This window comes from Rhizobium sp. G21 (genome assembly GCF_014158035.1).
Classification (GTDB): Bacteria; Pseudomonadota; Alphaproteobacteria; order Rhizobiales; family Rhizobiaceae; genus Rhizobium_E.
On sequence record NZ_JACFXW010000001.1, the window covers coordinates 367,864 to 380,910 of the forward strand.

12 protein-coding genes and 2 pseudogenes are annotated in these 13,047 nt (G+C 57.8%); 11 read left to right on the plus strand and 3 right to left on the minus strand.

Annotated elements, in window-relative coordinates; genetic code table 11:
• Nucleotides 1-162: 162 nt before the first annotated feature.
• The gene (locus H2O14_RS01925) at nt 163-915 is read right to left on the minus strand and encodes an ATP-binding protein (protein ID WP_182826304.1); all 753 of its coding nucleotides are present in this window, start codon (nt 913-915) and stop codon (nt 163-165) included.
• A 128-nt stretch (nt 916-1,043) separates the two neighbouring features.
• On the opposite strand from H2O14_RS01925, the gene H2O14_RS01930 reads away from it, so the two are divergent.
• From H2O14_RS01930 to H2O14_RS01945, 7 genes are all read left to right on the plus strand, one after another.
• Entirely contained in the window at nt 1,044-1,892 is an 849-nt protein-coding gene (locus H2O14_RS01930; protein ID WP_210275390.1) for a DNA cytosine methyltransferase, read from the plus strand.
• Between the two features lie 20 nt (nt 1,893-1,912).
• Complete coding sequence (locus H2O14_RS26685; RefSeq protein ID WP_246697499.1) at nt 1,913-2,119, plus strand: DNA cytosine methyltransferase; 207 nt, start codon at nt 1,913-1,915, stop codon at nt 2,117-2,119.
• A complete protein-coding gene (locus H2O14_RS01935) occupies nt 2,091-2,846 on the plus strand; it encodes a hypothetical protein (RefSeq protein WP_182826305.1) in 756 nt (251 codons plus the stop codon). The genes H2O14_RS26685 and H2O14_RS01935 overlap by 29 nt, the downstream gene beginning before the upstream one ends.
• A gap of 195 nt (nt 2,847-3,041) precedes the next feature.
• Entirely contained in the window at nt 3,042-3,347 is a 306-nt protein-coding gene (locus H2O14_RS29210; protein ID WP_210275392.1) for a DUF262 domain-containing protein, read from the plus strand.
• Between the two features lie 208 nt (nt 3,348-3,555).
• A complete protein-coding gene (locus H2O14_RS26695; RefSeq protein WP_210275393.1) occupies nt 3,556-4,278 on the plus strand; it encodes a hypothetical protein in 723 nt (240 codons plus the stop codon).
• A gap of 20 nt (nt 4,279-4,298) precedes the next feature.
• Entirely contained in the window at nt 4,299-4,850 is a 552-nt protein-coding gene (locus H2O14_RS26700) for a helix-turn-helix domain-containing protein (protein ID WP_210275394.1), read from the plus strand.
• Nucleotides 4,851-5,109: 259 nt separating this feature from the next.
• Complete coding sequence (locus H2O14_RS01945; protein ID WP_182826306.1) at nt 5,110-6,015, plus strand: 5'-methylthioadenosine/S-adenosylhomocysteine nucleosidase; 906 nt, start codon at nt 5,110-5,112, stop codon at nt 6,013-6,015.
• A gap of 3 nt (nt 6,016-6,018) precedes the next feature.
• Here H2O14_RS01945 and H2O14_RS01950 read toward each other — a convergent pair.
• Nucleotides 6,019-6,661 (minus strand): annotated as a pseudogene (locus tag H2O14_RS01950) (MarC family protein).
• A gap of 184 nt (nt 6,662-6,845) precedes the next feature.
• Here H2O14_RS01950 and gyrA point away from each other — a divergent pair.
• Complete coding sequence (gene gyrA, locus H2O14_RS01955) at nt 6,846-9,626, plus strand: DNA gyrase subunit A (protein WP_312858651.1); 2,781 nt, start codon at nt 6,846-6,848, stop codon at nt 9,624-9,626.
• Between the two features lie 105 nt (nt 9,627-9,731).
• Here the strand turns inward: gyrA and H2O14_RS01960 are convergent.
• A pseudogene (locus H2O14_RS01960) lies at nt 9,732-10,536 on the minus strand (helix-turn-helix domain-containing protein).
• A 128-nt stretch (nt 10,537-10,664) separates the two neighbouring features.
• On the opposite strand from H2O14_RS01960, the gene H2O14_RS01965 reads away from it, so the two are divergent.
• From H2O14_RS01965 to H2O14_RS01975, 3 genes are all read left to right on the plus strand, one after another.
• The gene (locus tag H2O14_RS01965) at nt 10,665-11,063 is read left to right on the plus strand and encodes a hypothetical protein (protein WP_182826308.1); all 399 of its coding nucleotides are present in this window, start codon (nt 10,665-10,667) and stop codon (nt 11,061-11,063) included.
• A gap of 13 nt (nt 11,064-11,076) precedes the next feature.
• Nucleotides 11,077-11,412 carry a DUF1330 domain-containing protein gene (locus tag H2O14_RS01970; protein ID WP_182826309.1) on the plus strand — a complete coding sequence of 112 codons (336 nt, stop codon included), beginning with the start codon at nt 11,077-11,079 and terminating at the stop codon, nt 11,410-11,412.
• A gap of 332 nt (nt 11,413-11,744) precedes the next feature.
• The gene (locus H2O14_RS01975; protein WP_246697268.1) at nt 11,745-13,046 is read left to right on the plus strand and encodes a DUF2254 domain-containing protein; all 1,302 of its coding nucleotides are present in this window, start codon (nt 11,745-11,747) and stop codon (nt 13,044-13,046) included.
• The last annotated feature ends 1 nt before the right edge of the window (nt 13,047 follow it).

Genomic DNA, 13,047 nt, shown 5'->3' on the forward strand with positions numbered 1-13,047 from the left:
GTTGGAAGAGCGCTTGATCGCAGAACTCCCGAAGGACTTTCCTTACTTCAACAAGGTCGAAGATCAACGCTATTCAGAGACGCTGATCCTTCTAATGCTGAATCAGGCGCATCTTCAGAGAACTACCAATCGCACCTTGGTTGAGAAGGTGACGGTCCAGTCTTACGACCACTGGCTTTCAGGCCACGATGGGGGAGGAAGCCGAGCGTGTTCGACCGCTGGGACTTCAAGGAGAACGACGGCAGTCCGATTCAGATCAGCAGCCATGCCTTCCGTCATTGGCTGAACACGGTCGCCCATCTGAAAGGAATGAGCGATCTGGAAGGTCATCGCGAGATGCTTCTCGACCCTTTCCGTGGCTTCCCAGAAGACGTGGCTTGCCGACAGGATGCCAGACTGATCTAGGACGTCGAGTGCCTCCCACAAGACGACCGTCCCCGTCGAATAATGGCTGTCGGCCAAAAGCAGCTGCTCGCTGCCGGGGCGCGGGTCAGAGAGAGCCTCCCAACGATCCGTCGCAAGCATGTGGTCAATGTCCCATCGCAACGTTGCGCGGGACCCGTCATCAAGCCTTGAACGGACTGTGAAGCTTCGGCACTGAGACCAGCTTGCCATCTTTAGTCCCAGACCAAAACGTCCGAGATCGGACAGTTGGCGAGGGTCCTGAGGGTTTCGGCCGAGACGCATGGCCTCCAGTAACCTGTCTTCCGACATGCCGTCGCCGTTGTCCGAGACTGATATGAACGACTGCTTCCCACTCCAGTTGAAGCCGATATCGATCCGACTGGCGTTCGCCGAAATGCTGTTATCCACTATGTCGGCCAGCGCAGTTTGCAGCGTGTAACCGACATTTCTGAGGGACAGAAGCATCGCACTGGGGGAAGGTGTTAGATCATGTGTTTCATTGCTTCCCAAGACCGACTTCCGTCCGGTAGATTTGAAAACGGTTGACACAGGAATCATGCGCCGCGACTCTACAACTTTAGTGCGCCACATGATTCTCGTTTGTATCGTAGTAGTGGCATATTGGGATTGGAAGCGGAATGATCGGAATCGACTTGTTTTCAGGAGCCGGCGGCATGTCGCTAGGCGCTGAAATGGCAGGCCTTAAAACAAAGCTCGCCGTCGATTTCGACGCTTCCGCCTTCGCCACCTATGCACACAACCATCCGGACACGTTCGTGCTCCAAGCCGACGTTCAGAACCTGCTGGACATTTCGGTGCCGTTCGCCAGCAAGGATATCGTGGTATACGGAGGGCCGCCCTGTCAGGGGTTCTCGACTTCGAACCAGCGAACCCGGAGCGCGGAGAACGATAAAAACTGGCTCTACCGGTCCTTTATCAACTTCGTCAAAAAGATTCGTCCAGGCTGGGTAATTTTCGAGAACGTTCGCGGTATCCTGGAAACCGAAGGTGGAATGTTCGCCGAGCAGGTCGAAGCTGACATCCGGGCGTTAGGGTACGACACGAAGAAAGGACTTCTGAACGCTGCGGACTTCGGCGTTCCGCAAGTCCGCTCCCGATTTTTCCTGATCGCACGACTTGGCGCTCACGCTCCCGAATTGCCCACACCACGAGGCGCGCCTTTCGTCACGGTCGATGAGGCTTTTGCCGATCTGCCGGAGCTGACAAACGGCGCTAGTGTTTCAAGGCTGCCTTACAAGAGCGCGGCTACTTCCGCCTATGCGCGTCTGATGAGAGGAAGCGCGTCGGAAAGCGAGAACAACCTTGTATCACGCAATTCCGACTACGTTATCTCTCGTTATCCTTACATACCGCAAGGTGGCAACTGGGCTGACATTCCCGAAGAGCTCATGACGAATTACCAAGACCGATCCAGATGCCATACAGGCATCTATCGTCGCCTACGACCGGATGCGCCTTCTTCGTGATCGGTAACTTCAGGAAGAACATGCTGATTCATCCCCACGAGCATCGTGGGTTGTCGGTACGCGAAGCCGCACGGCTTCAGTCATTTCCGGATAGCTTCGTCTTCAAGGGGTCGATAGGTCTCCAGCAACAGCAAGTAGGGAACGCTGTTCCACCACTATTGGCAAAAACAATATTCGAAACAGTCATCGAGGCTCATCGTGGATACACCCACGTCATCGCTGCCTGAGGGCCGATACGAGGAACGATACCTGGCCTTCATCGATGTGCTCGGCTTCTCCGATATGATAAGAAAAACCAGGGAGCAGCCGAAGCTAATAGCCGTGGTGCACGAAGCACTTGTTGGGATTACGACGACAGCTCTATCGTCCAGGTCCTCAATTCTCGGAATCCAGGCAACCAGCTTCTCTGATAACGTTGTTATCTCACTGCCGCTATCGGGGCCTGGGTTGTTTCACCTATTTGGGCTCATGAATAACTTCAGCCAGGAACTTCTTGGACTTGGAATGCTATTCCGCGGGGCGATCGCGAAAGGGGCTGCGCTTCACACCGAAGACGTGATCTTTGGCCCCGCCCTGGTTGAGGCGTACAATCTCGAAACAAAGGTGAGCCTGCACCCGCGAATCATGCTGAGTGATCCCGTTCTCGAAGACGCGAAGAGATATGCTGGGAAGTCCACCGATCAATTCAATCTTTTCAAGCGCCTCGTGCGAGAGGACCCTTTCGATGTGCCATATCTAAACTTCTTTACCGAGTGGGAGGAGGACGATGTTGCTTGGCAACCCGGGTCACTGGCAAAGCTCAACGTGCTCCGCGTCATCATCGAACGAGGCCTAACGGAGAACGCCAAGAACCCGAATGTCGCCGAGAAATATAGATGGATGGCAAGGCAGCTTGATCAGTTTGTAATGTCTAAGCGGTTAGGTGCGAAAGTGCCCAAAATCGAAGCGTACTAGGCCTGTTGAGCTTGACGACGCAGAAAGCTGACGCGCAATTAAAATTGCAATGTTAACGCGCTCTCAAGCATCCAACTGTCCGCGTCAAACACTCTATGTCTCGTTGGCTCAGCTATTGCGAAAGCTGAATCTGAGCACTCAAACTGACCGCAGAAATTCCAAAATACACTTGTTTTTCAAAAGAAGGGGGAGCACTTGCAAAATAATCTTAACATTCGAGGCGAGCCTATCCAATCCGTCTACTCAGGCTTCCGCCGAGGTCAGTATGTCGTAAATAGAAGATATCAACGTAAGCTAGTTTGGAAGAAATCAGAAAAACAAAAGTTCATTGACTCGATAATAAACCAATATCCAGTGCCCCTCTTTCTAGGTGTAACGTTTCAGGACCTAAAGAAGGGGCAGTGCTTTGAAATTCTCGATGGCATGCAGCGATTAGAGGCCATTACGTCGTTCATTGAAGGCCGCTACAGTGTAAATGGAAAGTTTTTGATCTCTCTGTAATATCTGAAACCAATGATTTATTAAAGAACGGCGTGCTTCGACAGAACGTGCCTATGCTAGATAGAGAAACTTGCTCAGCTATATTAAGCTATCCTCTACCCATCTCTACAACGGTATACTCCAGCTCTTCCAACGTGGATGAAACGTTTCGCCGCATCAACACCGGGGAATTCGCCTATCCCGCCACGAAGTACGACAAGCAGGAGCCTTGGGAGAATTTGCCCAGTTGGTGAGAAGATGCGCAACCTATATCCGGGGAGACACCTCTCACTTAGATATCGTAGACCTGAAAAATATGCATGAGATATCTCTAACTCATGACGATCTTGACTACGGCATCAAGATACGAAAGACGTTCTGGAGCGCATTTCATATCCTTACGGAAGAGAATATACTGGCGTCGCGGGACGAAGAACTGATCGCGCATACGCTTTTGTTTATTCTCTTTAAAGAGGATGCGCAGACCTCTTCGAAGTACCTAGACTCGGTGTATTCGCCAGGAGAAAAGCTGAATTCAGACGCCAGCGATGCAGTGCTGAAAATCGGCGTCGAAAATCTCTATCGGTGCTTCTGCCATACCTTTGACACTCTAAAGGCGATCCTGGAGGAAGGTAACACAAACCTCGCCCAGCATCTGTATTCAGGTGATGCGCAAAAGATTGGTCAGGCCTATCAAGTTATATTTTTAACAATGTACCGGAAGCTCATTGTTGAAAATAAGCAGGTCACCAGCAATCGGAAAATAAATAACAAGCTCAAGGGTATCGCATCTGAGTGCATGCCAATTCTGTTCAAAGACGTGAAGTGGATGAATAGACATCGCATCCAGCTGATAGATGCTGTGTCAGGTGTTCTGTCTGACTTTTTTCCGAAAACAACTCCACCGATCCGGCGACTCAGTCATGGCTCGAGAGCTTTGAAAACATATTAAACCAGTCACGTACGGAGAATGTGTGCTACGACTTTAAGTGCGGCTTACAAGATCTGAGGTCAGACGTTAAGAAGCAACCTGATGATATTGAAAAAATACTTAAAACACCTTGTGCAATGCATAATTCTCATATTGGTTCTAGTTATGTGCTTCTAGGCGTTGCTGACAATCATGCATCGGCGTCACAGCATGAGAAGGTCTTCGGGGCTAGAGCCAGAGTATATGATGAGTTTCATATTGTGGGAGTTGGTGAAGAGGCAAAGAAGCTTCATCGTGATCTCGATGCTTATCAGCAATATATATTTCAGAAGATTGAGGCGGCGAAAATTGACGAGGCTGTGAAAAGAAACATTACCCGAAATGTGAAATTGATCCGCTACTACGAGAAGGACGTCGTTGTGTTTAAGATCGATCGGATGCCAAAACCGGCCATGTTTGACGGAAACGTATATGTCCGAAAATTTGCAAACGTTGACCCTAAGCCCGTTGATCAGGCAAGCCTGTTTGAATTTTTTGAGGAGTTCAAACATCAGGGGCAGCAGTATCCTTATGCTACGCTGCCATTGGCGTAACAGATTGCTAGGTTAACTTTCCCTTTTGTAAACTAATGGTCCGATACTGACGCGATTTGCGTCCGTTGTTTGCAAAAAGCGTCATCCCGGGTAAAGCATGAGCTATTAAGTTTCGGAAGTCGTTGCCTTTCTCTCTCTCAGTTTACGGTTGGCATTCTCTATTACCATTTTGAGGCGGACGACGGCGCGCTTCTCCCGTAGTCCGGCGGTGGCATGGTTCTTGCGTTTTTGATTGCGCAATAAATCATGGAGTTTACGGATGAAACTATCTTTCGCTCTGGCGCTCGGCGCGGCGACGCTTCCCATGGTCGCGTCGGCGGCCGACCTGATCGACGCCACGCCGCGCATCGCCGTGATGTCGGCTTTCGAGCCGGAATGGCAGGTCCTTCTCAAGGATCTCGAGGGCGCCCAGGAGCATAAACTCATGGGACGCCGTTTCGTGACCGGAAAGCTCGGCGGCAAGGACGTCGTGCTTTTCCTGAGCGGCGTCAGCATGGTCAACGCCGCGATGACCACGCAACAGGCAATCGATCATTTTTCGATCAAGGCGATCGTATTTTCCGGCATCGCCGGCGGCGTCGATCCCGGCCTGTCGATCGGCGACGTCGTGGTCAGCGATCAGTGGGGCCAATATCTCGAAGCAATCTTCGCCCGCGAAACCGACGGCAAATTCGCCGTACCACCCTTTCTCGACACGCAGTTCCCGAATTACGGCATGATCTATCCCAACGAGACGGAAGTCCTGCGCGAGGGCATAGACAAGCCGGAGGATCGTTTCTGGTTTCCGGTCGACGGCAAGCTTCTCGAAACGGCCAAAGCCGTGGCGTCGAGCGTGACGCTGGAAAAATGCGCGGGCGAGGGCAAGTGCCTGGCCCATGAGCCGAAGATCGTCGTCGGCGGCAATGGCGTGTCCGGTCAGGCCTTCGTCGACAACAAGGCGTTCCGCGAATTCACCTACGCCACCTTCAAGGCCAGGGTGCTGGATATGGAAAGCGCCGCCACCGCCCATGTCGCCTATGTCAACAAGGTGCCGTTCATCGCGTTCCGCAGCCTGTCCGATCTCGCCGGCGGCGGGGAAGGGGCCAATGAGATGGGCGTTTTCTTCGCCCTCGCCTCCGCCAATTCCGCCAAGGTGGTCGAAGCCTTCGTCGCAAAGCTTCCCTGACCGTCAGGGGCCGGCATAGACCGTCAGCGTCGCCCTCAGGCCGTCGATGACGAATTGCACGGCGAGCGCCGAAAGCAGCACGCCCAGGAGCCGGGTAAGGATCGCCCGGCCCGTCTGGCCGAGATAGCGGTCCAACCTGTCGGCGATGAGCAGCGCCGCGAAGATCACCAGAAATACAGCCGCGATCACCAGGATCAACTGCGCGCGTTCCAGCGGCGGCCGGAAATTGCCGGCGAGCAGGATCGTCGCGGAAATGGCCCCGGGGCCCGAGATCAGCGGAATCGCCAGGGGAAAGACGCTGAGATTGTGGATATGATCGCGGGTGATCGCGGTTTCCGTGGTCTTTTCCTTCCGCTCCTGGCGTTTCTCAAAGATCATTTCGAAAGCGATGAAGAACAGCAGCAATCCGCCGGCGATGCGGAAGGCGGGAAGCGAGATGCCGAGCACCGAGAGAATGCCGGCGCCGAAGACGGCGAAGACCGTGAGGATACCGAAGGCGATCAGCGTGCCGCGCAGCAGCGGTGTGGCGCCGCTGCGCCTGAGTCATGCCGGCCGTCAGCCCGAGGAAAATCGGCGCGAGCCCCGGCGGATCCGTGGTCACCAGAAGCGTCGTGAACGCGTTGATCATCGCTTCCAGACTGGCCATGATTTTCCCCTCTTTTCCGCCATCTGTAGCGACCCTCGCCCAACCGTGCAAGCAAAGGCTAAAAAGCCGAAAATATCAGCGCTTCCGGGGAAAGAACTGTTCATAAAGCCGCCATGAAATTGGCCTTCAACCGGCTGTTCCGCTATAACGGCGGCATTGATTCCGTTTGAGAGATTGAGACCAGATTGACCGAGATTGTCCCCCCGGCGGCCAAGGCCCCAGCGGCATCGAGCCCATCTCCATCGTCGAGGAAATGCAGCGATCCTATCTCGATTACGCCATGAGCGTGATCGTGTCGCGCGCGCTGCCTGATGTGCGCGACGGGCTGAAGCCGGTGCATCGCCGCATTCTGTTCGGCATGAACGAATTGGGCATCGACTGGAACAAGAAATACGTCAAATGCGCCCGCGTGACCGGCGACGTGATGGGTAAATTTCACCCGCACGGCAACGCCGCGATCTACGACGCGCTGGCGCGCATGGCGCAGGATTGGTCGCTGCGACTGCCGCTGATCGACGGACAGGGCAATTTCGGCTCCGTCGACGGCGATCCGCCGGCGGCCGAACGCTACACCGAATGCCGCCTGGAAAAGGCCGCGCATTCGCTGCTCGACGACATCGACAAGGAAACGGTCGATTTCCGCGACAATTACGACGGCACGCTCAGCGAGCCGGTGGTCATCCCGGCGAAATTCCCGAATCTGCTGGTCAACGGCGCGGGCGGCATCGCTGTCGGCATGGCCACCAATATTCCGCCGCACAATCTCGTCGAAGTCATCAACGCCTGCATCGCGCTGATCGACAATCCCGGCATGGAACTGCTGCAGATCATGGAAATCGTGCCCGGTCCGGATTTTCCGACCGGCGCCATGATCCTCGGCCGCGCCGGCGTCCGTCAGGCCTATGAGACGGGCAGGGGCTCCGTCATCATGCGCGGACGCGCTCGCATCGAGCCGATGCGCAACGACCGCGAACAGATCATCATCACCGAGATTCCCTATCAGGTGAACAAGGCGACGATGATCGAGAAAATGGCCGAACTGGTGCGCGACAAGCGTATCGAAGGCATTTCCGATCTGCGCGACGAGTCCGACCGCGAGGGCTATCGCGTCGTCATCGAATTGAAGAAGGACGCCAATGCCGAGGTGATCCTCAACCAGCTCTATCGCTACACGCCGCTGCAGACCTCCTTCGGCTGCAACATGGTGGCGCTGAACGGCGGCAAGCCGGAGCAGTTGACGCTGATCGACATGCTCAAGGCTTTCATCGCCTTCCGCGAGGAAGTGGTGAGCCGGCGCACGAAGTTCCTGCTGCGCAAGGTGCGCGACCGCGCCCATGTCTTGGTCGGTCTGGCGATTGCGGTCGCCAATATCGACGAGGTCATCAATCTCATTCGCCGCGCGCCCGATCCGCAGACCGCGCGCGAACAATTGATGACCCGTCGCTGGCCGGCGCAGGACGTCGACTCGCTCATCCGCCTGATCGACGACCCGCGCCACCGGATCAACGACGACGGCACCTACAACCTTTCCGAAGAGCAGGCCCGGGCGATCCTCGATCTGCGCCTTCAGCGCCTGACTGCGCTCGGCCGTGACGAAATCGGCGACGAACTCAACAAGATCGGCGCCGAGATCAAGGACTACCTCGACATCCTCAGCTCGCGCCTGCGCATCATGACCATCGTCAAGGACGAACTCGCCGCCGTGCGCGACGAATTCGGTACGCCGCGCCGCACCGAGATCGTCGAAGGCGGCCCCGATATGGACGACGAGGATCTCATCGCCCGCGAGGACATGGTGGTCACCGTGTCGCATGCCGGCTACGTCAAGCGCGTGCCGCTCGCCACCTACCGCGCTCAGCGTCGCGGCGGCAAAGGCCGCTCAGGCATGTCCACCCGCGACGAAGATTTCGTCAACCGTCTTTTCGTGGCCAATACGCATACGCCGGTGCTGTTCTTCTCGTCACGCGGCATCGTCTACAAGGAAAAGGTCTGGCGCCTGCCGATCGGCTCGCCGACGTCGCGCGGCAAGGCCTTGATCAACATGCTGCCGCTCGAACGCGGCGAGCGCATCACCACGATCATGCCGCTGCCGGAGGACGAGGACAGCTGGGCCAATCTCGACGTGATGTTCTCGACGACCCGCGGCACCGTGCGGCGCAACAAGCTTTCGGACTTCATCCAGGTCAACCGCAACGGCAAGATCGCGATGAAGCTGGAGGAGGACGGCGACGAAATCCTCTCGGTCGAAACCTGCACCGAGCGCGACGACGTGCTGCTGACCACGGCGCTGGGCCAGGCGATCCGCTTCCCGGTCGACGACGTCCGGGTCTTCGCCGGCCGCAACTCGATCGGCGTGCGCGGCATTTCGCTGGCGGATGGAGACCGGTTGATCTCCATGACCATTCTCGGCCATGTCGACGCCGACGCGTCCGAACGCGCGGCCTATCTCAAGCGCTCCGCCGCCGAACGCCGCGCCATGGGCGTGGATGAAGAGGATGTGGCGCTGGTGGGCGAGGAGGTCGGCGAAGTCGGCGATCTCAATGAGGACCGCTATCAGGAACTCAGGGCGCGCGAACAGTTCGTGCTGACCGTGTCGGAAAAAGGCTACGGCAAGCGCTCGTCATCCTACGACTTCCGCATTTCGGGCCGCGGCGGCAAGGGCATCCGCGCCACCGACACCTCCAAGACCAACGAGATCGGCCAGCTCGTCGCCGCATTCCCGATCGAGGACGCCGACCAGATCATGCTGGTCTCCGACGGCGGCCAGCTGATCCGCGTGCCGGTCGCCGGCATCCGCATCGCCAGCCGCGCCACCAAGGGCGTGACCATCTTTTCGACGGCCGCGGACGAAAAGGTCGTATCGGTCGAGCGCATCAGCGAGCCGGAGGACGACGAGACGGCGAGCGAAGGCGCCGAGACGTCGACGCCGGCGGCCGAACCGGACGCCGAACCGAGCGCCGAATAAGCGCCGGGCACGACGCGACGAAATCGATGGCGGCCGGTCGACCGGCCGCCATTTTCGTCTCGACGCGGCGCTATAGGGCCAGGCTCTGCCTCACGAGCTTCGGGCTCAGCCGTTGTCATCCAGCATGTTCGCCATCGCCCTGGCCGTCTGCGCATCGGCCGGGAAAAACTCTCGATGACGATATCGGCGAGGGTGACATCCACGGCGGTGCCGAACACCGTCGTCGTGCTCAGGAATTCCAAACGGCCGATGCCGCTGTCGACGACGAGGGGTATGGCGATGGCCTGGTCTCCGCAATGGGGGCGCGATCGCCGAGCGCATGCTTCGGCGTGGGATAGGATCGCAACTCGTCGAGCAGCGCGGCCAGCGCCGGATCGGCCGAGAGCTCGATGTCATGGGCGAGCCGCGCGAGGATATGGCTGCGCCATTGCTTGAAATTGACGATGCGCGGGGCGAGGCCGGCCGGATGCAGGCTGAGGCGCAGCACATTGATCTCGCCGGCAAGAAGGTCTTCGGAGACGCCTCGGGTCAGAACGTCCACCGCTCTGTTCGCCGAGATCAGCGTCCAGCGCCGATCGACCGCGAGGGCAGGGTGAGGCTCATGAGCCGTCAACAATCGATCGATGACGCCTCTGGCCGCCTCGAATTCGGGCGCCGCCAGCGCCCTTTCGCCGTAAGCAGGCGCAAAACCAGCGGCCAGCAGCATCGCGTTCTGCGCGCGTAGCGGCAGGTTGAGGCATTCCGAAAGCCGCAGGATCATGTCGCGGCTGGGCATGGATCGGCCCGCCTCGAGAAAACTCAGGTGACGCTGCGAAATCTCGACCTGCAGCGCGAGCTCCATCTGGCTGTAGCGCCGCCTCCGACGCCATTCACGCAACATCTGTCCAGTTTCGGTTTTCGGTCTCGTCATCGGTCTAGATTAGCTCCCGCCGGCGCGTGAGCCTATTACTTCCGAGGTAATCGACGCCAGAACAAATTCCGCAAGAATGGCGGTCAGCGATCGGCCATTTCGGTCTTCGTCGACAAGAGGACATTCTCATGGATATTTCCAGACCACGTTTGACACTCGCCAATCTGCTCCTGATCGATGCGTTCACCTGCGCCGTCATGGGCGTGGCGCTCTGCTTGTTTCACGCGCTGGTCGGCGGTTGGACCGGCATTCCCGGGCCGCTGCTGTTTTGGGCCGGGGCGGCGCTGCTGCCGGTGGCGGCCTTCATGACAACCACCGCGCTGATATGGCCGGCGCCGTCGCCGGCGGCGACGATCGCCATTGCGGGCAACGCTCTCTGGATCGTCGCAAGTCTGGCGCTGCCCATGTCGGGCGCCATTTCGCCCAATCCCATCGGCTGGGCGTTTCTCATCACCCAGGCTAGCTTTGTGGCGATCCTGACGATGGCCGAACACGCCGCGACAAGAGCTGCGGTCGCCGCCAACTGAAAGGATGTTACCGATGACCGCATATGCAGTCGCACATCTTCGCGCAATCACCGTCGACCAAGGCGTGGTCGACTATCTCAAGGGTATCGACGCCACGCTGGCGCCGTATGACGGTCGCTTCATCATCCATGGCGGCCCGAAAGAAGAATTGGAAGGCCATTTTACCGACGACTTGATCGTCATCGCCTTTCCCGATCTCGACGCCGCGCACGGCTGGTATCGATCGCCAGACTATCAGGCGCTTGCGCCGCTGCGCATTCAGGCGGCCGAAGGCGACGTCTTCCTGATCGACGGCGTCGATGCCGATCACAGGGCGACCGATATTCTCGAGGGCCTCGGAGTCGTTTGAACAATGTCGGCGACCGTGGCGGCAGCGGGTCCGCAGCCGCCACGGCTCGATCGATACATTTATGTTCCATAATCTATCTTATCAGGATTAAGTCTGTAGCCGCAAAGCTGGAATGTCCTGTATCCGCAAGGTTCGACCGTAAGACTCTCCCCGCGTCTGAACAACGTCTGGGAGGCCACAATGGTCGATCGCGATGTCTTGCGTTTGAACGTCGCAACACCCTCTGCTCTTGCTGGTGAACGAGATCATTCTTCGATTTCCGTAATTTCTCCGTCAAGCGGAACACGATGACGGCTCTGTGGATTATTCCGCACAGAACAATGGGGAGCGACATGCGGATGGACACCAAATTCGGTTGGAAGCTTCAGAGGCTGGCCAAGAAGCTGTGGTTTCGCGCCGCGCTCTATGCCTTGGCGGGATTGCTCACCGCGCTGTTCTCCGTGTTCTTCTCACCGGCCTTGCCGCCGTTCGTCAGCGCCAAGATCGGCGCGGATGCAGTCGACAATATTCTCACCATCCTCGCTTCCAGCATGCTCACCGTGACGACATTTTCCCTGTCGATCATGGTCACGGCTTTCGGCGCCGCCACCAACAACGGCACGCCGCGCGCCGCGGCTCTCGTGGCCGAAGATCCGACGACGCAGAATGTCTTGGCGACGTTTCTCGGATCGTTCCTGTTCAGTCTGGTCGGCATCATCGCCCTCAGCGCCGGCGCTTACGGCGAAGAAGGCCGGGCCGTGCTGTTCGTGGTCACGCTGGGGGTCATCGCCATCATCGTCGCCGCCATCCTGCGCTGGGTGGATCATCTTTCGGTGCTCGGCCGGGTCGGCGACACGATCGATCGCGTCGAACGCTCCGCCGGCCATGCATTGGAAGAGCGCCGCAGATATCCGTCGCTCGACGCCCTGCCCGCCTCGGCGCATGACCTGTTTGCGCCAGTCGACGCGATCATGATCCATGCGCCCGATATCGGCTATCTCCAGCATGTCGATATCGCCGCGCTCGACGGCATCGGCGAAAAATTCGGAACCCGTGTGCACGTTCTCGCTATTCCCGGCGTCTATTGCGATCCCAGCCGCGCCGTGGCGTGGATTGCGAAAGCGGGCAAACATGGCGCCGACGAAGCGGAGATGACGGCCGTCATCGCGTCCGCCTTCACGATCGGCGCGATGCGTTCGTTCGAGCAGGATCCGCGATTCGGATTGTCGGTTTTGAGCGAGATCGCCTCTCGGGCTTTGTCTCCCGCAGTCAACGATCCCGGCACGGCCATCGACGTCATCGGCAGGCTCACTCGATTGTTTTGGCTTTTCAGGACTCTATCCGAGGAAGAGCGCCCCGGAAAACCTCGCTTTCAACATGTGACTGCTCCGACTCTCTCTCTCGTCGACCTGTTCGAAGACGCTTTCGATCCCATCGCGCGCGATGGCGCCGGGCATTTCGAAATCCAGATCAGGCTGCAGAAGACCTTCAAGAGCCTGTCCGGCATCGATGCCGAGATGGCCGCCGAGGCGAAAGTCCAGTCGCGCCGCGCTCTGGCCTGGGCCGAGAGATCCATCGCCGTGGACGATCATCTGGCAAGGCTGCGGGACGCGGCCGGGCAAATCGAGGCGCTGGGCGCCGGTGCGGAGCGCTGAG